The sequence below is a fragment of the uncultured Jatrophihabitans sp. genome (genome assembly GCF_964252635.1).
In the GTDB taxonomy this organism is placed as follows: domain Bacteria; phylum Actinomycetota; class Actinomycetes; order Mycobacteriales; family Jatrophihabitantaceae; genus Jatrophihabitans.
This window is the reverse complement of sequence record NZ_CAXUNP010000010.1, coordinates 39095-58211: the sequence shown is the minus strand read 5'-3', so window position 1 is coordinate 58211 and position 19117 is coordinate 39095. Positions and strand designations below refer to the sequence as shown.

Here is a 19117-nt window from a genome sequence, read left to right as displayed (position 1 = left end):
GAGCTCTTCGCGCCGTGTTCGTCCGATGCGCTAGAAGATCTGCCGCATGTTGGTGCGGGCCAGGTCGACGAGTTCGGTGCCGCGCCCGGACATCACGGTCCGGATGGCGAACAGGGCGAACCCCTTGGCCTGCTCGGCCGTCACGGTCGGCGGGATGGACAGCTCCTGGCGTGCGGTCACGACGTCGAGGATCGCCGGGCCGTCGTGGGCCAGGAACTCCGTGACCGCGCCGGGCAGGTCCTTCGAGCGCTCGACCCGCCAGCCACGGACACCGAGTGCGTCGCCGACCTTGGCGAAGTCCGGGTTGTCGAGCTGGGTCCCGAAGTTCACGAAGCCCGCGGCCTTCATCTCCAGCTCGACGAAATTCAGCGACGAGTTGTCGTACACCACGACCTTGACCGGCAGCTGCTGCTGGGCGAGTGTGATCAACTCGCCCAGCAGCATGGCGAGCCCGCCGTCGCCGGCCAGCGCGATGACCTGGCGCCCCGGGTAGGCGGACTGCGCGCCGATGGCCTGCGTCAGCGCGTTGGCCATCGACCCGTGGTTGAACGAGCCGATGAGGCGACGCGCACCGTTCATGTGCAGGTGACGGGCGGCCCAGACGACGGGGGAGCCGACGTCGGGGATGAAGATCGCGTCGTCGTCGGCGGCCTCGTCGAGCAGCCGGGTCAGGTACTGGGGATGGACGGCCGCGCCGCGGCGGCTCGGCGTGGCCAGCTCGTCGAGGTCCTTGCGCGCACGGGCGTAGTGCTTGGTCATCGCGTCCAGGTGCTTGCTCGAGCGGCCGCCCACGAGCCGGGGCAGCAGGGCGGCGACGGTCGGCCGGACCGAGCCGACGACGGCGGTGTGGACCTTGGTCCGGCGCCCGAGCTGCGACCCCCGCTCGTCGACCTGGATGACGGTCGCGGCGGTCGGGAAGAACTGCTGGTAGGGGAAGTCGGTGCCCAGCATGAGCAGCGTGTCGCACGCCTCCATGGCGCGGTACCCGGACGAGAAGCCGATCAGGCCGGTGAGCCCGACGTCGTAGGGGTTGTCGTACTCGACGTGGTCCTTGCTGCGGACGGTGTGCACGATCGGGGCCTGCAACAGCTCCGCGAGCTGCATCAGCTCGTCGTGCGCGCCCGCGCAGCCGGCCCCGGCGAGGATGGTGACCTTCGAGCCGGCGTTCAGGGTCTCGAGGGCGGCCGCGACGCTCTCGTCCGCGGGGACGACCTCGGACCCGGGCTGGACGACGCGTTCGGGCTCGGCCTCGACGGAGGTCGTCCCCAGGTCGCCCGGCACGATGAGCACGGCGACGCCGCGCTTGCCGAGGGCCTCGCGCATCGCGATCCGCAGCAGCCGCGGCATCTGCTCGGCGTGCGTCACCTCCTCGGCGAACACCGAGCACTCGCGGAACAGCTCGCGGGGATGCGTCTCCTGGAAGAAGTTCGAACCGATCTCGGCGGTGGGGATCTGCGCGGCGATGGCCAGCACCGGTACCCGCGAACGGTTGGCGTCGTACAGGCCGTTGATGAGGTGCAGGTTGCCCGGGCCACAGCTGCCGGCGCAGACCGCGAGCTCACCGGTGAGGCCGGCCTCGGCGCTCGCCGCGAAGGCCGCCGCCTCCTCGTGCCGGACGTGCACCCAGGCGAGTTCGGGGCGCGTGCGCAGCGCGTCGGTGAAGCCGTTGAGCGAGTCGCCCGGGATGCCGTAGACACGACGCACCCCGCTCGCGATCAGCGTGTCGGCGATGACGTCGGAAATGGTCGGCATGGCGTTTCCCCTCCGGAACCACGGCCCCCGAGGCCGCTACTGATCGTCCTTCCCGCTCGGGGCGACGGGCGCACGGTTGTCGCCGGGCTCGGTCCGTACCAGAGCGGAGCGGAAGAACCGGCGACGCAGGCGGGTCGCGCCCGGGACGTGGTCAGGCCGACTCGGCCGCCGGGGTCGGCAGCGCGATCAGGGCCAGCTCGGCGAGGTCGAGCCCGAGCACACCGCCCAGGGCCGCGACGGTGAAGAAGGCCGGAGTGGCGATGCGCCCGGTCTCGATCTTGCGCAGGGTCTCGACCGGGATGCCTGCGGCCGTGGCGACGTCGACCATGCTGCGGTCGCCACGTGCGCGGCGCAGCGTGGCACCGAGCCGACGGCCGCGTTCGCGTTCGGCGGGGGAGAGGATAGGGCGCACCATGACCGTGATACTAATACCGGTATAACAATCCCGGTCGAGAGGAACGCGGACCCGCGATGGTGGAGCTCAAGACCCCCGGTGAGATCGAGGCCATGGCTGCGGCGGGCGCCGTCGTCGCGCGGGCGCTGACCGCGGTGCGTGACGCCGCGGACGTCGGGGTGCGCCTCGTCGACCTGGACGAGGTCGCTCGAGGCGTCCTGAAGGATGCGGGAGCAGCTTCGCCGTTCCTCGGCTACCAACCGTCGTTCGCGAACAGCCCGTACCCGGGCGTCGTGTGCCTGTCGGTGAACGACGCGGTGCTGCACGGCATCCCGTCCCGCTACGCCCTGCAGGACGGGGACCTGCTCAGCGTGGACTGCGGTGCCACCCTCGACGGCTGGACCGGCGACGCCGCGATCTCCTTCTGTGTCGGCCGGACGGGTGAGCAGGACGCGCGGTTGCTCGAGCGCACTGCGGCGGCGTTGCAGGCGGGGATCGACGCCGCGGTGCCCGGCGCACGGGTCGGCGACGTTTCGGCGGCCGTCGGTGCGGTCGCCCGCACGGCCGGGTACGGCCTGTCCACGGACTTCGGCGGGCACGGTGTCGGGCACACGATGCACGAGGACCCGCACATCGCGAACGACGGTCGGGCCGGGCGCGGCCTGCGCCTGCGGGCCGGGCTGACCATCGCCATCGAGCCGTGGTTCCTGGCCGGGGGAGTGAACGCCTACCGGGTCGACGACGACGGCTGGACGCTGCGCAGCACCGACGGCTCGCGCGGTGCCCACTTCGAGCACACCATCGCCGTCACCGAGGACGGTCCGCGCATCCTGACGCGGTGAGCTATGCCGGCGCCGACTGCTCGGCGCCGAGCACGAGCCAGCGGTCGCTGCGGGCGCGGGCCAGCATGCCGACGAGGCGGACCAGCACGAATGACGCGAGCCCGGCCCAGACACCGCCCAGACCCCAGTGCCAGTGCTGGGCGGCCAGGTTCATCGGCGCGAAGAAGACGACGGCGGCCACGATCGTCAGGGTGCGGAGGTAGGCCACGTCGCCGGCGCCGATGAGCACCCCGTCGAGGGCGAACACGACGCCCGCCGCCGGCAGCATGGCCACGAACCACGGCCACAGCACGTGCGTCTGGCCGACGACCGCGGACGAGGTGGTGAACGCGTGCGGCAGGACCGCGTACAGCGCTCCGTACACCGCGGCGAAACCGAGGCCGGCCCACAGGCCCCACCGCGCCACCCGCCAGGCGAGCACGCGGGCCTGCGCGGCGTCGGCGCCCCCGAGCGCCGCGCCCACCAGCGACTGCGCGGCGATCGCCACCGAGTCGAGCAGCAGCGCCGTGAAGTCCCACAACTGCAGGCCGATCTGGTGGGCGCCGATCTGGGCCGTCCCCATCCGGGAGGCAACAGCCGCCGCCGTCAGGAACGCCACCTGGAACGCCGCCGACCGGACGATGAGGTCGCGGCCCATGACGGCCTGGGCGCGCATGACGCGTCGGTCCGGCCGGGCACCCGGCGCGGCCCGCACGAGGGCGCGCAGGAACAGCGCCGCGCCGATGGCCTGGGCGGCCACGTTGGCGACGGCCGAGCCGCGCAGTCCGAGCCCCGCGGGGTACACGAGCAGGGGAGAGGCGATCGCCGACACCGCGTTGGCGGCCAGGACGATGACCACCGGTTGACGGGTGCGTTGCACGCCGCGCATCCAGCCATTGCCCGCGAGCACCAGCAGCACGCCCGGCATGCCCAGGACGGCGATGCGGAACCAGCCCTCGGCCAGGTCGGCCGTCGGTCCGGCGCCTCCGGCCAGGAGCCGCGTCAGCGGGCCGGCCGAGGCCTCGCCGGCGGCCACGACGGCGACCCCGATCGCGCCGGCCAACCACGACGCCTGCACCCCCTCGTCGACGGCCCGGTCGAGACGGCCCGCGCCGAACCAGCGCGCGGCCCGGGCCGTCGTGCCGTACTCGACGAACGAGCCGACGATGGTCAGCAGACCCATCAGGGCGGCGCCGACGCCGAGACCGGCCAGCGCGCGGGCACCGAGATGACCGACGACGGCGGTGTCGACCAGCAGGTAGAGCGGTTCCGCGGCGAGCACGACGAACGCCGAGAGCGTCAGCATCAGCAGCTGTCGGGTCGGGTGGGGTGCCTCGGTCATGGTGGGTCCATCATGCTGGCCGGCCCGCGGCCGGCCCACCTCGTACCGTGCTGACGTGCGGGCGCCGTCGTTCTCGCTCGTACCGGTCCTGCGCATGCCAGGCTGAGCGCATGCCGATCACCAACCCGTGGCTCGCCGGTCCGGCACCGACCCGTCCGCTCGACCGAGAACAGCTCGAGGAACGCATCCTCAATCTGCTGTCGACGCACAACACGGCGGTCGTCGCCACGGTCAACGCGGACGGATCACCCAATGCCACGCCCGTGCGCTACTTCCACCTGGGGTTCGAGATCCTCTACACGAGCTGGGACGCCTCGGTGAAGTCCGGCAACCTGCGCCGCGACCCGCGGGTGTCCGCGGGCATCGTCGCGCCGCTCGTCGGCCAGGCGAGCAGCCGCGGCGCACAGCTGTTCGGCCGCGCCGTGACCCTCCGACGCGACGACCCGGGCGCCGACCGCTACTGGGAAGCGGTGCGCTGGCAGTCCGACCACGTCGAACGCGGACGTTCACCGGCCGAGCCGCCCGACGACCCGCTGACGGTGATCACGCCCGACCGGATCGTGTACACCGACCACTGGTTGCGCCGCAGCGGGTTCGCCCCGCGACAGACGTGGCGGGCGGTTGCGGGTACCGCCGAACCGACATAACGTTTCGATATATCGCAGTGATAGGTCGATAGGTGGGAGGCTGGCCGTGCCCGAGCTGTACGACACCATCGGCATCACGTACGCGGCCACGCGTCGCACAGACCCGCGGTTCGCCGCGCAGATCTGGGCGGCGTTGGGCGACGCGCGGACCGTGGTCAACGTGGGAGCGGGCACCGGCTCCTACGAGCCACCCGACCGCGACGTCACGGCGGTGGAGCCGTCCGAGGTCATGCGCGCGCAGCGGGCACCTGACGCAGCGCGGTGCGTGACCGCGGGCGCGAGCGAGCTGCCGTTCCCGGACCGGAGCTTCGACGCGGCCATGGCCGTCAGCACCATCCACCACTGGCCGGACCCGATCGCGGGTCTGCGGGAGATGCGCCGCGTCGCTCGTCGCGTCGTGGTGCTGACCTTCGACGGCAGCAACGAGACGTGGCGGAACCGCTTCTGGTTGTTGCGCGACTACCTGCCCGAGGCGGCAGTGCTGTACACCGGGTGGCCATCGCTGACCGAGCTCGTCGGCGTCATCGGGGCCCACGCCGAACCGGTGCCCATCCCCTGGGACTGTGCGGACGGCATGTTCGAGGCGTACTGGCGTCGTCCGGAGGCCTACCTCGACGAGCAGGTACGCCGGGGGATGTCGGTCTGGGGCAAGGTCGGAGGCGCCGTCGAGCAGCGCGTGGTCCACGATCTGCGCGACGACCTCGCGACCGGTCGGTGGGCCGAACGCAACGCCGACCTCGCCGGCCTCGACTCGGCGGACTTCGGTCTTCGCCTGCTCGTCGCCTGATCCGTTCCGGGCCGTCAGGAGTAGTCGGCGAACACGCGCCGCTGCGCGCCGTCGACGGTGATCTCGCCGCCGTGGGGGAGGACCCACTGGGGTCGGGTATGGCCGAACGGCACGCCGACGCAGACCACGGCCTGGTCGTTGTAGCTGTTGATCATCTCGATCACCACGGCGGCCTGTTCCGCGCGGAGTCGCGCGCGTTCGACGGCATCGGGTCTTGTCCGGAAGTCGGACACGGGCGGCCGGGCAACCAGCACGGCATCGACCGCGCCGACGAGCCCCCGCTCACCGAGGGAACGGACGATCCACCCCACGTTCTGCGCGGGCAACAGCTCCTCCGACGTCTCCAGCAGCAGCACCCCACCGGCCAGCACATCCGGTGCCGCGGGGAAGCGGCCGGCGGTGAGCACCCATTCGATGACCTCGATGCACCCGCCCCACGACCTACCGGTGACCGGACGCGGCGGGCCGCTCCACGTCCACGGCTCGGTGACCTCCCGCTCGCCGAACGTGGTCAGGGCACGCGGGTCGTCCCACGGCACACCGACGTCCTCCGACTCGCCGGGGTCGAGGATTTCGAGCGACTCTCCGGTGATCAGCGCGGCGCGCAACGAGGCGGCATGGATGGGGTCGACGTGCGGCCCGGGGCCGAGCTGCACCTGGGACGAGCCGCCGTAGAAGCTCGCGACCCCGTTGGTCCACAGCCAGTTGTGCAGGTTCCAGTTGTCGCTGTACCCGAGGAACGGCTTGGGGTCGGCGCGGACGAGCTCCGCGTCCAGGTGGGGGATCACCCGGATCTCGTCCTCGCCGCCGATGGTGCCCAGCACCCCTCGTATCCCGGGGTCCGCGAACGCGGCGTTGACGTCCGCCGCGCGGGCCTCGGGAGGCGCGTCCAGCTGCCGCGTGGTCGGGTACTCGACCGGCACCAATCCGGTCAGCTCGGTCAGCCGCTGCATGGCCTGCTCGTGGACAGCCGGGAACGCGCCCGGTGCCGCGAACGACGGAGACAGGACCGCGATCCTGTCTCCGGGCGAGGCCTTCGGCGGATGGAGGAGCGGCTGCGTCATGACCGTCATCGAAGCACGCACCCGAGCGGATGACCTGCGCATTACGCACGGTGCCGATCGCTGCTCGGTGACGTGATCAGACGTCGTCGAGCACGGCTCGGGCGGCGACGAGGCGATGGCGGCAACGGCGGGGCATGGTGCGCCAGTAGTACGGGAGCGTCATCACCGCGATGGCGAAGGCCCAGGCCCGGGCCACTTGCCATTCGTCGTCACCGACGCCGACCGTCCTGCGGAACACCTCACGGTCGGCCGGGCCGAACAGTTCCCAGGCCCCGACCGGTCCGACCGCCGGTCGTCCGACGGCGAGGCCGCCCAGGTCGAGCACTCCGGCGAGCGTCCGATCCTGCGCATCCGGCCCGCGAACGAGCACGTTCTCGGCGAGCAGGTCGGTGTGCACCCATGTCGGAGCAACGGCGGGTTCGGGCAGCTCGGCCGTCGACGCCCAATAGCGCCGCGCGGCGGCGAGATCGAGCTCGAGGCCCGGCACCTCGTGGCAGCGGGCGAGCCAGCGGTCGATCTCGTCGCGGACGTCGCGCAGCCGACCGGCCCGGTAGGACACCAGAGCCGGGTCGGCGGCGGCCTCGGGCGGCACCGGCAGCGCCCTGAGTTGCCGAACGACCTCGCCGAGCTCGACGGCGAATGCGGTGGTCGACGTGCCGACGGGCAGCGGGACGGCCGGTGTCTCACCTTCGATCCAGGAGACGACCGACCACCGTTCGGGGTACGCGGCGTCGGGCTCGCCGACCACGACCACCTCGGGCACGGCAACCGCTACGCGTGGGGCCAACCATCGCGACCACGTGGCCTCGGCCGTGATCGACGCCGAGCCACCGCGTTGGCGGGGGAGCCGCACCACGAGGTCGTCGCCCAGCCGGTAGAGGACGTTCGACGATCCAACGACGTCCAACCGCTGCAGCGGTCGATGAGCGAGCTCCGGCGCGTCGCGACGCAGCAGCGCCCGCACCGTCTCGTCGGTGAGCGGCAGCTCGTCGTCGTGCATCAGCACCCGTCGACCGTCACGTCGTGGAGCGTAGATCCGGGACGCGAACGGGTTGCGCCGCCCAGGTCGGCGTCGGCCGCGTGCTCTGCTCTCGGATGTCGTGCGAAGGTTGTCCGGTGTGCAGGCTCGAACCACTCCGGGCGGAGCATGCGGAGGCGGTGCTGGCCTTCGAGCGCGACAACCGGGCCTACTTCGCCCGTTCGATCTCCGACCGCGGCGATGCGTACTTCGCCGACTTCCCGGCGCGGCACAGCGCCGCGCTCGCCGAGCAGGAGGCGGGCGACTGCGCCTTCTTCCTCCTGATGAACGACAGCGGCGAGGTCCTCGGCCGGTTCAATCTCTACGACTGCGCGGACGGTGGCGCCACGGTCGGGTACCGGCTGGCGGAGCGCGTCGCCGGTCGGGGCGTCGCCACGGCGGCCGTGCGCGAGTTGTGCGTCATCGCGTCGAGCCGCTTCGCCGTGCAGACCCTGACCGCAGCCGCGTCCGACGACAACGTCGCTTCGCAGAAGGTGCTGACCAAGACCGGCTTCGTGGCGGTCGGCGCGGCGGACCCGTCGGAACTGGGTGGTGAGCGGGGGACCCGGTACCGGTGCGACCTGGGAGTCGCCAGGGCCGAAGCCGACGGACCGGCTCCCGTCCTCCCTGAATGACATAATATGCATTATCGGCGCGACGGGACGGTGCACCGCCGCGAGGCTGTGGCCGGTTGCTCCCGGCCGAGTCTCGCCGTCGTCTCGCCACGCAGCCGTGATCGACACGCACTGCACCGGTCCACAGACCTGCAGAACGCGTCTCGATCAATGCACCGCCACGAGGCGCGCCGTGCGCATCGCGGCTGACCGGCGACACCGGTGATTGGCCTCGACTGATCGGCCTCGAGGTGGGCCGCCCGCTCGGCCGTGCCTTAGCCCCCTGGATCACGGGCTCAGCAGCCTCCGCATACGTTATGTCAGTCACCGATTCAGACGGTCGGCCTGGCGTCCTTCGCGAGATGGACGAGCTCGTCACCGCCTGCGACGCGGTGGTACCCGTGGCGCTCGTAGAAGGCGATGTTCTCGACACTCTTCGGGCCGGTCGTCAGGGTGAAGCGGGTGGCGGACTGTGGCGCCCGCGCCTCGATCGCGGCCAGCATGAGCCGGCCCAGCCCGTCGCGCTGCCGGTCCGGAACCACACCGAGGCGGCCGACGTACCAGTCCGTCCCCACGAGGGCGCCGCGCACGGTCGCCACGATGCGATGCCCGGCCACCGCGACCAACACCGTCTGCTCGGCGACGTCGGCCCGCAACTCGTCCAGGGTCTGCACCAGCGGCGGGATGAAGAACCAACCGTGACGTTGAGCTTCCGGCACCCAGGCCGCTCGCTGCAGGGTCAGGATCTCACCGGCATCGGCGTCGTTCGCGTCCCGGATCTCCACATCGGTCATGCTGCGCGCGCCTCGGCCTACGAGCAGTGGGCGAAGGCGTAGTTCTCCAGCTTTGTGCGCGACGACTCCACCTTCGTGGTGGGCCCGCTCAAGGTGCTGGCCAGCGACGAGCCGGCCCCGGGCTTGGCCGAATCCGTGAGCACCAGCGACAGGTAGGACTTCCAGGCCGTCCAGTTGGCCGCGATCTGCTGCGGCGGGGACGGCACTCCGGCCATCAGTGCCAGTTGCTGCTTCGCTGTGGACGACGACGCTCCCCCGCTCGACCCGCACGCAGCCAGGGACAGCACGGCGACTGCGGCGAGGACCGAGGTGGCTGACTTGATCACGTGTCGAGGGTATCGGCGCCGACCTCGCTGCCTCGACCCCGTCGACTCACCGGCTCGGGATCGGGTCGTGACGGTGGAACTGCATGTTGACGGCGACCTTCCTGGCGATCGCGCTGATCCGTGCGGTGGTCACCTTCGCCGTCGTGCGCTCGACGCTCGGGCCGGCGTAGGCGATCGTGCCGTTGCCCAGGTCGAACGCGACGACGGTGACGTTCTTCGCGACGAACTCGCGGCCGGGGTGACCGTTCACCGTGATGGCGCGGTAGTCGGGCCTGCCGCCGGTCGCCTGGACCCGGCTCGGCAGCGATCCCGACTCGGTCCAGATGATGACGTCCATCGCGACACCGTCCACCATCACGGTCCAGTCCCGTTCCTCGAAGCCGGGTTGCACCGAGGTGCCGGCCGGATCGGGTGTGGCCGGACCGGGCAACCAGCCGGCGTTGATCGTCGAGTACCCACCGCTGTCGGCCACCCTGACACGCGCGGGGCCGGACGTGCGCGGCGACGGCGCGGTCGAGGACGGCAAAGGTGCCGTGGTCGAGGACGGTGACATCGCTGCGGTGGAAGCAGGAGTCGACGAGCTCACCGCGCCCGTCCCGGCTGCGGGACCCGCGTGGAAGCCGGACGGTTCCGTCGCCACGGTGTTCCCGCCGGCCACAGCGGCGACCGCGGCTGCTGCCGCCAGGACGGTCGTCGCCCGGGTGACCGTCACCCGGCGCTGCCGGGCGATCCGGGTGTGCACGGCCTCGAGTACCGGGCCGGGTTCGGGACGACCGTCCGCCTGGTCGGCGAACAGGTCGGTGAGCAGGTTCTCGGTGTTCATGAGCGCTCCGTCGGGACGGTGGAAGTGACCAGCACGGGTGCCGAGTCGGCACGCAGGCTGGCCAGGGCACGTGCGGCGTAACCGCGCACGGTGACGGCCGAGCAGCCGAGTACGTCGGCGATCTCGGCGTCGGTGAGGTGTTCGTAGTAGCGCAGCACGAGGACGCTGCGTTGACGCCGTGGCAGCTCTGCGAGCCGGCGCAGCATCGCGTCGCGATCGACGACCGAGCCGGCGTGATCGCCGGTCGGCGGCCCCTCGGGCAGTTCGTCGAACGGCAGCACGACGTTGCGGGTCGACCAGCTGCGCCGCCACGACAGGTAGGCCCGCGTGACCATCGTCCGGACGTAGGCGCGAGGGTGTTCGGCCGCGGCCACCAGCGACCACTTCCGATACGCCTTCAGCAGGACGTCCTGGACGAGGTCGCCGGCCAGCTCGCGGTCCCCCGCGAGGACGGTGGCGTAGCGGAGCAAACCGTCCAGCTCGCGCCGGGCGAAGTCTTCGAACTCGGGGTTCCCCACGTAGGGATTAGACGCCGCTCGGCGCCGATCCGTGGTCCCGAGCCGGGATTCTCGAACCGATCATCGAGGCGAATGCGTCGACTGCTGCTCACGTCACCGGCGTTCTAGGCTCGGACGATGGCGTGGGTGTCGGACTGGTGGCACGACGAAGTGGTCCACGGCGCGAAGGGACCGCTGCTGTTGAGCTTCGTCGCGCTCGTACTGACGTTCTGCGTCACGCGCACGATCACTCGCACGATCCGGGCGGGCAAGGGCCCGTTCCAGGACGTCAGCGAAGGCGGCGTGCACCTGCACCATTCGACGCCCGGGATCGTGCTGCTGGTCGTGGGTGCGTTCGTCGCGGTGGGTGCCCAGGCGCGGTCGCCCTGGGCCTACCTCGCCGCCGCCTTCGTCGGAGTCGGCGCATCGTTGGTGCTGGACGAGTTCGCGATGATCCTGCATCTCGATGACGACTACTGGACCCAGGAGGGGCAGCTGTCGGTCAACGTGGTCACCCTCGCCACGGCGTGCGTCGCCCTTGCGGTCATCGGCGTCTCGCCGGTCAGCGGCCTGTCCGACACCGAGGTCGCCGTCCGAGGCAGTGTGCTCGTCGTGCTGGTCCTGCATCTGCTGCTCGTGGCCGTCACGGCGTTCAAGGGCAAGTACCCGACCGCGCTCGTCGGGTTGTTCCTCGCGCCCGTGACGTGGGTGAGCGCCGTCCGGCTCGCGCGACCGACCTCGCCGTGGGCCCGGTGGTTCTACTCGACGGGCAGGCGTGAGCGGGCGGTGCGGCGGGCCGCCGGGTTCGACCGTCGGTGGGACCCGGTACGCCGACGGTGGGACGACCTCGTCGGCGGTGCTCCGACGCCGTCGGGTCCGGTCCGCGACGCGTAGTGCCGGTCAGTCGGGCAGGTCGAGCGGGACCGACCACACCAGCTTCGTCCCGACCGTCCCGTTCAGCAGGATCTCGAGGCCGCCGCCGCGTTGCTCGGCCCGGCGCCGGAGGTTGCCGAGCCCGCTGCGGCGGTCGGACTCCCCCAGCCCGCGTCCGTCGTCGCTGATCGTGATGATCACGTCGTCGCCGGTGACCGCGATGCTGACCTCGGCGTGCGTCGCCCGGGCGTGCCGCGCGATGTTGGTGATGCCCTCGCGCAGTACCGCCTCGCAATCGGCCATCAGGTCGTCGTCGAGGCCGAAATCGAGCGGCCCCTCGGACACCAGGGCCGGCCGGTAACCCAGCACCGGTTCGAGCTCGTCCACCAGTGCCTCGGCGCGGGTCCGCAGTGACGCGTGTGCACCCAGGATCGGCGTCGTGAGCCGGAAGATGGTGGAGCGGATCTGGCCGATGGCCGCGTCGATGTCGGTGACCCCGGCGAGCAGCCGATCGGCGATCTCCTGCCCGGCCATCGAGCTGACGTGCTGGATGGTCAGGCCGATCGCGTAGAGCCGCTGGATGACGTGGTCGTGCAGGTCACGCGCGATGCGGTCGCGTTCGAGCACGAGGGCCGTCTGCTCGCGGTGGCTCTGCGACTCGGCCAGCTCGAGCGCCAACGCGACGGTCGACGCGAACATGCCGGCCATGCCCAGTTCGGCCTCGGTGAAGGTCCCTCGACGCGAACGGCCGAGGCCGAGCACCCCCCGCAAGCCGGTGCTGCCGTGCATCGGTACGAGCATGACCGTGTCGAGCGGGAGCAGGTCCGGGCGCGACGTGACGCCGGCAAGATCGTCGATGCGCATCGCCCGGCCACCGTCGAGCACCCGCTGCACGTGGTCGCCCTGCAGGTCGGGGATCTGCTGACGGGCCCACTGCGCACCGATCCCGGCGGCCGCCTCGACCGTGATCAGGCCCGGTGCGCTGGCCGGGCCGAGCACCATGGCGGCGTCCGCGTCGGCGATCTCGGCTGCCCGCTCGGCGATCATGGTGAGCGGGTCCGGGTGCTCGGCGGCGGTCAGCGCCCGCGCGATCTCGGTGCCGCCGGTGAACCACCGCTCGCGGCGCCGATTGGCCTCGGCGGTGCGCGCACGCTCGACGAGCCCCGCCACTCCCACCGCCGCGGAATGGGCTACCGACGACGCGCGGTCGTCGAAGTCCGCTCCCCCGCCCGCGCCGGCGACGTACACGGCGCCCGCCCGGCGGCCGCGCACCAGGACGGGTGCCACGATCCGGGCCATGGTCGTCGGCCCCGGCGGCGTGCGGATCACGTCGACGTCGGTGTCGGTCAGGGACCCGGCGGCCTCGCGCAGACGGGCGAAGATGGCGGGCGCGTCGGCGTCCTCCCCCGCGGCCGCGAACACCTCCGAAGCGCCCCCGGCGGCCCAGACCGCGATGGCCGCGCACTCGCTGTCCAAGGTGTCGACCAGCCCGCGCGCGACGTCGGCCAGGATGTCGTCGATCGGGCGGTTCTCGACGTCCTGGGCGGACTGGTCCAGCGTCCGGCGCAGCGCAGCCTCGGCCGAGGGCCGGTCGTCGGACACGCTTCTCACGAGTTGCACCTCGAGCTGGGTATCGCGGGGGCTCACGCACTGTAGCCGATCCAGCCGCGTACCGGTGACGCTTCGTGCGCATACGTGAATCAATCCGACGATGCGTCGGCGTCGTGGTCGCGCAGTTGCCGAACCATGCTGTGCAGGACCCGGAAGGCGTGGGACTGCTCACCGGCGTCGAGGCCGGCCAGCATCCGGACCTCGACGGCACGGACCGCCTTCGTCGCCTTGGCGAGGTTGCGTCGGCCGCGCGGCGTGAGCCGGGTGGGAAGCGCCTTGCCCGCGGGTGGCTGCGCCGGCCTGGTGACCTGACCGTCCCGTTCCAGGCTCTGCAGCAGCACGTTCATCGACTGTCGGGTCACGAAGGCGCCCCGAGCGAGCTCGGAGTTCGACAGCCCCGGTCGTTGCGCCAACAGCTCGAGGCACGAGTAGTGCGTGACGGTCATCCCCAGCGGACGCAGCACCTCCTCCATCGCCGCGCGGAGGGCGCTGGACGCCTCCTTCAACAGATAACCGAGGGACGTCTCGATGTCGACGCCGTCTTGACTCATGTCAGTATTCTGACATACGTTGCCTGTGTCAGGTAGCTGACACAACCAAAAGAGGAGCTTCATCATGCCGGCCACTGGTCCCGACTTCATTTCCCTGCAAGCGCGCGATCTCGGCGCTTCGCAGGCGTTCTACGAGCGCTATCTCGGCCTGGTCCGCTCACCGGCCGGGCCGCCGCACGCCGTCGTGTTCGGCACGTCGCCGATCGCCTTCGCGCTCCGGGACGTCATTCCCGGCACCGACCTCGCGTCCGTCGCCCAGCCCGGCATCGGCGCAGCGATCTGGCTGCACGCCACCGATGTCCAGGCCATTCACGATGCGCTGCTCGCCGACGGCCACGCCATCGTCTCCGCACCGATCGACGGCCCCTTCGGCCGGACCTTCACCTTCGCCGACCCGGACGGCTACCAGATCACCCTGCACGACCGGGCCTGACGCGCGGCGCGTCCCACCGCCGGCAGGCCGTCAGGCCACGCCGATGAGGATGCGCGGGTGGTCCCCCGGTCGCAACCACCGCAGGATGGACACCAGCCGGTCCTGCGGTACGGAGACGCAGCCGGCGGTCGGAGCGCCGTCGGTGACGTGCAGGAAGAACGCGCTACCCGCGCCCGGGTGCACTCCCCCGGGTGCGTTGCGCGTGTTGTAGTCGATCACGACGGCGTAGTTGTAATACGGCGTTTCGTAGTAGAGGTGCTCGTTAGGGTCACCGCGGGTGAAACCGCAGTGCGACGCGCAGCGCTGCCTGGTGTTGTACAGCGGCGACGAGCTCTGGCTGATCCACCAGTCGTCCGGCGTCGTGTGCGTGTAGGGCAACCGGGTGCCGGGGTCGCGGTCGTGCCCGAAGGCCTGCGTCAGCGTGAAGCTGCCGGCCGGCGTCTTCGTCGACCCCTCGCTGGCCCGCCCGACGCCCCCCGAGCCCAGGTGCGCGGTGACGGACGGGCCGGACGTACGCCAGCCGCCGGAGACGCGGTGCCACGCCTGCAACGTCGCGGTCGTGCTGCCGTGCGACGAGGCCACCACCGTGATGACCTGGTCGGCGCCGCTGGTCGTGCCGGACAGGGGCAACCGCCGGGGGGTGCTCGCCGCGTGGACGCGGGTCGACGACGTCCGCGGTGCGGGTGACGTCGCCGGCTTCGTGCTGCTCGCACGCTTCGAGGTCGGCGCCGCGGAGCGCGTTGCGGCGCTCGTCCTCGGCGCCGCGGTGCTGGTCGGGGCCGTCGAGCTGCTGGCAGGCGTCGAGGGCGGTCGCGACCCGGACGAGGCAGTGGCGTCTGTGGCGTTCGGCCCGCTGCTGGAGCATGCCGCGAGCGCGCAACACGCGGAGATCGTGGCCGCGGCAAGGGCGAGACGGGGCCGGTGCATGGCCTCCAGGGTCGCATGCGGCCGTCGCAGGCCGGATCCGGCACCATGGGCGCGTGTCCTTCGACGACGGTCCCGGCGGGGTCAGCGCCGACGCCCAGGAGATCGACAGCGTCGCGCTGTGGCTGCTCCGCCTCGGCATCGACGCCCGCGGCCGGTTGACGCCCGGACCGCTGTGGGACATCGCGCTGCGTGCCGCGGTCCTCGTCGACCTGCGTCTCACCGAACGCATCGTCGACAGCGACACCACCACCTACATCGACGAGGGCTCCCCGGACGGGGACCTCGACGACGTCGTCTGCGACCAGTTGCTGCACGGCGGTTTCGAGTCGGAGACGGCCTGGATCGATCGCGGCCGACTGCGCACCCGCGAGGTCGCCGCCCGGCTCGTCGACACCGGCGAGTGGCGCGCGAAGGCTGCGCCGCTACGTCCGGGAGGCCGCGTCTACGTCGCGCCGGCCGACCAGTACGGGGCGCTGCGCGAGCAGCTGCGTGCCGTCGCCCGCGACACCGTCGCGGCCCGGTCCCACCACGAGTTCACGACCCTGGTGCTTGCCGATCGGCTGTTCGGCCTCGGTGGCGACGCGCTCGAACTGCGGTGGGACGAGTGCGGCCCGTATCGCGAGCTCGTGAACCACGCGACCGTCCGCATCCGCACCCGGGCGGCCATGGCCCAGCTCGGCGCCAGCGGCGGAGGCGGCTGAGCGGCCCGCACCGTTCCCTACAGTGGACGGGTGTCCGCCTCGATCGTCGTCCGGGACGCGGCAGCCGCCTTCGGTGCGCGCGTGCTGTTCGAGGGGTTGGACCTCGTCGTCGCACCCGGCGCGGTGGTCGGGCTCGTGGGCGTCAACGGGGCCGGCAAGTCGACCCTGCTGCGGATGCTGAGCGGCCTGCTCGCGCCCGAGACCGGCACCGTCACCCGGGTCCCGTCGTCGGCGACCGTGGGCTACCTGGACCAGGAGACCGAGCGGCGCCCGGGCGAGACGGTGGGCGCCTTCCTGGCCCGGCGCACCGGGGTGGCCGACGCGAACGCCGCGCTCGACGACGCGTCGGCGGCTCTCGCCGACGGCCGGCCCGGGTCCGACGACGCCTACGCAGAAGCGTTGGAACGCTGGTTGGCGCTCGGCGCAGCCGATCTCGACGAACGCGTCGGCCCCGAGCTCGCGCGCATCGGTCTCGACGTCGGGACGGACGCGTTGATGACCTCGCTGTCCGGCGGGCAGGCCGCGCGCGCCGGGCTGGCGTCGTTGCTGCTCGCGCGTTTCGACGTGTTCGCCCTCGACGAGCCGACCAACGATCTCGACCTCGACGGCCTGCAGCTGCTGGAACAGTTCGTGACCGCACAGCGGGCCGGTGTGGTCGTGGTCAGTCACGACCGCGAGTTCCTGGCCCGCACCGTCACCGAGATCGTCGAGCTGGACCTCGCCCAGCAGCAGATCGCGCACTTCGACGGCGGATACCAGGCCTATCTCGACGAGCGCGAGGTCGCCCGGCGCCACGCCCGGGAGGCCTACGACGAGTACGCGGGCCGGCTGTCGGCTCTCGGCGACCGGGCCCAGATGCAGCGCAACTGGCTCGAGCACGGGGTGCGCAACGCCCGGCGCAAAGCGGGTACCGACCACGACAAGGTGACCCGCAAGTTCCGTCAGGAGAACACCGAGAAGCAGGCCGCCAAGGCCCGGCAGACCGAGCGGGCGATCGAACGGCTGGAGGTCGTCGAGGAGCCCCGCAAGGAGTGGCAGCTGCAGCTGACGATCGCCGCAGCGCCGCGGGCCGGCGCGGTCGTCGCGGTGCTCGACCACGCGGTCGTCCGCCGGGGCGGGTTCACGCTCGGGCCCGTCGACCTGCAGATCGACTGGGGTGATCGGGTGGTGATCACCGGGCCCAACGGCAGCGGCAAGACGACCCTGCTCGCCGCGCTGCTCGGTCGGACCGAGCTCGCGTCCGGCCGCAGCTCGCTGGGCCCTGGCGTCGTCGTGGGCGGCGTCGACCAGGCACGAGCCTTGCTGGGCGAGGACGAGACGCTGCCCCGCGCCTTCGCCCGACTGCTGCCCGACTGGCCCGACGCCGAGGTACGGACCCTGCTCGCCAAGTTCGGGCTGCGCGCCGACCACGTCGGCCGGACGGCCGGCACCCTCTCCCCCGGTGAGCGCACCCGGGCCGCGTTGGCACTGCTGCAGGCGCGCGGCGTCAACCTGCTCGTGCTCGACGAGCCCACCAACCACCTCGACCTGCCGGCCATCGAGCAGCTCGAACAGGCGCTGGCGACCTATCCCGGCACGATGCTGCTCGTCAGTCACGACCGCCGGTTGCTCGAGGCCGTGGCGGTGACCCGGCGCCTGTCCGTCGACCACGGCACCGTCCGCGAGACCTGACCCCGATCCGGTCCTCGCCACGGGCTCACGGACGATCTACGCTCGAGGCACGCTGCATCGAGCAGCCCTTGGGAACGAGGTCCGTCATGGCCGCATCCAGACACCGCGCGTTCCAGTCGGTCGGCGAGTTCCTCCGCGTGATGGGGGCGGCGCTGACCGGTTTCATGCCACCGATGCGTGCCCCGGACGGCACGTACGGCACCCAGCGCATGACCGGCCGGCGGCTCGCCGAGGAGCGTCAGCGCAAGTACCCCCAGGGCTGACCGCTCGGCGTCGTGCCCCACCGGGCGGGTGGGATCAGGTGACGCCGATGAGGATGCGCGGGTGCGCCGACGGCCGCAGCCACCGCATGAGCGGGACGAGACGGCTCTGCGGGATGGCGACGCACCCGGCCGTCGGCCGCCCGTCGGTGACGTGCAGGAAGAACGCGCTCCCCCGGCCCTGGTGCACGCCGCCGGGCGCGTTGCGGGTGTTGTAGTCGATGACCACGGCGTAGTTGTAGTACGGCGTCTCGTAGTACAGGCGCTCGTTGACACCGTCGTCGTAGCCGCACGAGCCGCACCGGCGGTGGGTGTTGTAGTACCGACCCGAGTCGCTGATCCAGTAGTCCGACGGCGTGGTCTTGAAGTAGGGCAGCGCGGTGCCCGGGTCGCTCCTGCGCCCGAACGCCTGCGTCATCGTGAAACTGCCCGCCGGCGTGTGGGACGACGACTCGCTGGCCCGCCCGATGCCCTGCGCACCGACGTGGGCCGTCATCGACGAGCCGTACTTCGTCCAGCCGCCCCGCACCTTCGTCCAGGCCTGCAGGGTGGCCGTCGTGGCGCCATGCGAGCGGGCGGTGACCGTGATGACACGGGTGGCGCTTCCGGTCGAGTACCCCAGTGGCAACCGCTGGCCGGTCGCGGCGGCCACGTGGTGCGTGGTGGGCGCGGCGCGCTGCACTGCGGGCCGGGTCGCCGGCCTGGCCGCGGGACGGGCCGCCGGACGAGCGGCGGGCGGACGGGCCGCCGTCCGGGAGGCTGTCGTGGGTGCCGCGACCGGGGCCACCGCCCGGGTCGTCGGTGCGACCGCCACGGGCGTGGCTGCCGCTGCGCTCGACCGGGTGGGAGCGGTTGCGAGACGCGTGGCCGTGGCCCGCCCGGTGGCCCGGAGGACCGGCCCGGTGCTCGGCGCACCCGTCGGCACGAAGGCGGGCCGTGAGGTGGGCGCCGCGGCGACGGTGCTCCGCTGCCGAGCATCGGGCTTGCTGGCGGCGTTCGTCATGCCGAACACCACGACGGCGCAGCCGCCCACGGCGACGGAGGCGGTGAGGGCGGCGAGGACACGTCCGGCGGGCATGGTGCCAGTGTGCCAGCTGTGGCTGATGTGAAACAGACACGATGTGGTCTCGACCTGGCCGACCCGGTCGCATCGCTCCCGATCGCCTGTCACGCTGAGTACATGGTCTACGCGGGAGCGCCTGTTCCGATTC

The 19117-nt window shown here is 72.0% G+C and carries 21 protein-coding genes and 1 pseudogene; 9 read left to right on the top strand and 13 right to left on the bottom strand.

Going from position 1 to position 19117, the window contains the following annotated elements:
• Window positions 1–30: 30 nt before the first annotated feature.
• Window positions 31–1752 (bottom strand): ubiquinone-dependent pyruvate dehydrogenase, encoded by a 1722-nt coding sequence (poxB, locus tag ACFFCA_RS06685; RefSeq protein WP_375483048.1) that lies wholly within the window; start codon window positions 1750–1752, stop codon window positions 31–33.
• Window positions 1753–1903: 151 nt separating this feature from the next.
• The gene (locus ACFFCA_RS06680; protein ID WP_375483046.1) at window positions 1904–2167 is read right to left on the bottom strand and encodes a helix-turn-helix domain-containing protein; all 264 of its coding nucleotides are present in this window, start codon (window positions 2165–2167) and stop codon (window positions 1904–1906) included.
• 56 nt (window positions 2168–2223) lie between these two features.
• Between ACFFCA_RS06680 and map the strand changes: the two genes are divergently transcribed.
• The gene (gene map, locus ACFFCA_RS06675) at window positions 2224–2988 is read left to right on the top strand and encodes a type I methionyl aminopeptidase (protein ID WP_375483044.1); all 765 of its coding nucleotides are present in this window, start codon (window positions 2224–2226) and stop codon (window positions 2986–2988) included.
• Between the two features lies 1 nt (window position 2989).
• Here map and ACFFCA_RS06670 read toward each other — a convergent pair whose 3' ends face one another.
• Complete coding sequence (locus ACFFCA_RS06670; protein ID WP_375483042.1) at window positions 2990–4309, bottom strand: MATE family efflux transporter; 1320 nt, start codon at window positions 4307–4309, stop codon at window positions 2990–2992.
• 110 nt (window positions 4310–4419) lie between these two features.
• Between ACFFCA_RS06670 and ACFFCA_RS06665 the strand changes: the two genes are divergently transcribed.
• Both ACFFCA_RS06665 and ACFFCA_RS06660 read left to right on the top strand, forming a co-directional pair.
• A complete protein-coding gene (locus tag ACFFCA_RS06665) occupies window positions 4420–4956 on the top strand; it encodes a pyridoxamine 5'-phosphate oxidase family protein (protein WP_375483040.1) in 537 nt (178 codons plus the stop codon).
• Between the two features lie 52 nt (window positions 4957–5008).
• Window positions 5009–5743 (top strand): annotated as a pseudogene (locus tag ACFFCA_RS06660) (class I SAM-dependent methyltransferase); the annotation flags it as partial.
• A 14-nt stretch (window positions 5744–5757) separates the two neighbouring features.
• Here the strand turns inward: ACFFCA_RS06660 and ACFFCA_RS06655 are convergent.
• Window positions 5758–6807 (bottom strand): LD-carboxypeptidase, encoded by a 1050-nt coding sequence (locus ACFFCA_RS06655; protein ID WP_375483038.1) that lies wholly within the window; start codon window positions 6805–6807, stop codon window positions 5758–5760.
• 76 nt (window positions 6808–6883) lie between these two features.
• Window positions 6884–7807, bottom strand: coding sequence for a phosphotransferase (locus tag ACFFCA_RS06650; RefSeq protein ID WP_375483136.1), 924 nt, complete (start codon window positions 7805–7807; stop codon window positions 6884–6886).
• Window positions 7808–7923: 116 nt separating this feature from the next.
• Here ACFFCA_RS06650 and ACFFCA_RS06645 point away from each other — a divergent pair, with 116 nt between their 5' ends.
• On the top strand, window positions 7924–8460 hold the full coding sequence (locus tag ACFFCA_RS06645) for a GNAT family N-acetyltransferase (RefSeq protein WP_375483036.1): 537 nt from the start codon (window positions 7924–7926) through the stop codon (window positions 8458–8460).
• A 311-nt stretch (window positions 8461–8771) separates the two neighbouring features.
• Here the strand turns inward: ACFFCA_RS06645 and ACFFCA_RS06640 are convergent, their stop codons facing one another.
• From ACFFCA_RS06640 to ACFFCA_RS06625, 4 genes are read right to left on the bottom strand one after another with little or no spacing between them, the layout of a single operon-like run.
• On the bottom strand, window positions 8772–9233 hold the full coding sequence (locus tag ACFFCA_RS06640; protein ID WP_375483034.1) for a GNAT family N-acetyltransferase: 462 nt from the start codon (window positions 9231–9233) through the stop codon (window positions 8772–8774).
• A gap of 17 nt (window positions 9234–9250) precedes the next feature.
• Complete coding sequence (locus ACFFCA_RS06635) at window positions 9251–9559, bottom strand: hypothetical protein (RefSeq protein WP_375483032.1); 309 nt, start codon at window positions 9557–9559, stop codon at window positions 9251–9253.
• Between the two features lie 46 nt (window positions 9560–9605).
• Window positions 9606–10382: a hypothetical protein gene (locus ACFFCA_RS06630; RefSeq protein ID WP_375483030.1), complete on the bottom strand. Its 777-nt coding sequence runs from the start codon at window positions 10380–10382 to the stop codon at window positions 9606–9608.
• Window positions 10379–10900, bottom strand: coding sequence for a SigE family RNA polymerase sigma factor (locus ACFFCA_RS06625; protein WP_375483028.1), 522 nt, complete (start codon window positions 10898–10900; stop codon window positions 10379–10381). The genes ACFFCA_RS06630 and ACFFCA_RS06625 overlap by 4 nt, the downstream gene beginning before the upstream one ends.
• Before the next feature lie 117 nt (window positions 10901–11017).
• Here ACFFCA_RS06625 and ACFFCA_RS06620 point away from each other — a divergent pair, with 117 nt between their 5' ends.
• Window positions 11018–11773, top strand: coding sequence for a hypothetical protein (locus ACFFCA_RS06620; protein WP_375483026.1), 756 nt, complete (start codon window positions 11018–11020; stop codon window positions 11771–11773).
• 6 nt (window positions 11774–11779) lie between these two features.
• Here ACFFCA_RS06620 and ACFFCA_RS06615 read toward each other — a convergent pair whose 3' ends face one another.
• Window positions 11780–13363, bottom strand: coding sequence for a GAF domain-containing sensor histidine kinase (locus tag ACFFCA_RS06615; RefSeq protein WP_375483024.1), 1584 nt, complete (start codon window positions 13361–13363; stop codon window positions 11780–11782).
• Window positions 13364–13452: 89 nt separating this feature from the next.
• Complete coding sequence (locus tag ACFFCA_RS06610; RefSeq protein WP_375483022.1) at window positions 13453–13914, bottom strand: MarR family winged helix-turn-helix transcriptional regulator; 462 nt, start codon at window positions 13912–13914, stop codon at window positions 13453–13455.
• Between the two features lie 64 nt (window positions 13915–13978).
• On the opposite strand from ACFFCA_RS06610, the gene ACFFCA_RS06605 reads away from it, so the two are divergent.
• Entirely contained in the window at window positions 13979–14347 is a 369-nt protein-coding gene (locus tag ACFFCA_RS06605; RefSeq protein ID WP_375483020.1) for a VOC family protein, read from the top strand.
• Window positions 14348–14377: 30 nt separating this feature from the next.
• Here the strand turns inward: ACFFCA_RS06605 and ACFFCA_RS06600 are convergent, their stop codons facing one another.
• Window positions 14378–14977 carry a L,D-transpeptidase gene (locus ACFFCA_RS06600; RefSeq protein ID WP_375483018.1) on the bottom strand — a complete coding sequence of 200 codons (600 nt, stop codon included), beginning with the start codon at window positions 14975–14977 and terminating at the stop codon, window positions 14378–14380.
• A gap of 350 nt (window positions 14978–15327) precedes the next feature.
• Here ACFFCA_RS06600 and ACFFCA_RS06595 point away from each other — a divergent pair, with 350 nt between their 5' ends.
• From ACFFCA_RS06595 to ACFFCA_RS06585, 3 genes are all read left to right on the top strand, one after another.
• The gene (locus tag ACFFCA_RS06595) at window positions 15328–15975 is read left to right on the top strand and encodes a GPP34 family phosphoprotein (RefSeq protein ID WP_375483016.1); all 648 of its coding nucleotides are present in this window, start codon (window positions 15328–15330) and stop codon (window positions 15973–15975) included.
• Between the two features lie 30 nt (window positions 15976–16005).
• Complete coding sequence (locus ACFFCA_RS06590) at window positions 16006–17646, top strand: ABC-F family ATP-binding cassette domain-containing protein (RefSeq protein ID WP_375483014.1); 1641 nt, start codon at window positions 16006–16008, stop codon at window positions 17644–17646.
• Between the two features lie 86 nt (window positions 17647–17732).
• Window positions 17733–17909 carry a hypothetical protein gene (locus ACFFCA_RS06585; protein WP_375483012.1) on the top strand — a complete coding sequence of 59 codons (177 nt, stop codon included), beginning with the start codon at window positions 17733–17735 and terminating at the stop codon, window positions 17907–17909.
• A gap of 34 nt (window positions 17910–17943) precedes the next feature.
• On the opposite strand, the gene ACFFCA_RS06580 is transcribed toward ACFFCA_RS06585, so the two are convergent.
• Window positions 17944–18984, bottom strand: a complete 1041-nt coding sequence (locus ACFFCA_RS06580) for a L,D-transpeptidase (protein WP_375483010.1) — start codon at window positions 18982–18984, stop codon at window positions 17944–17946.
• Window positions 18985–19117 lie beyond the last annotated feature (133 nt).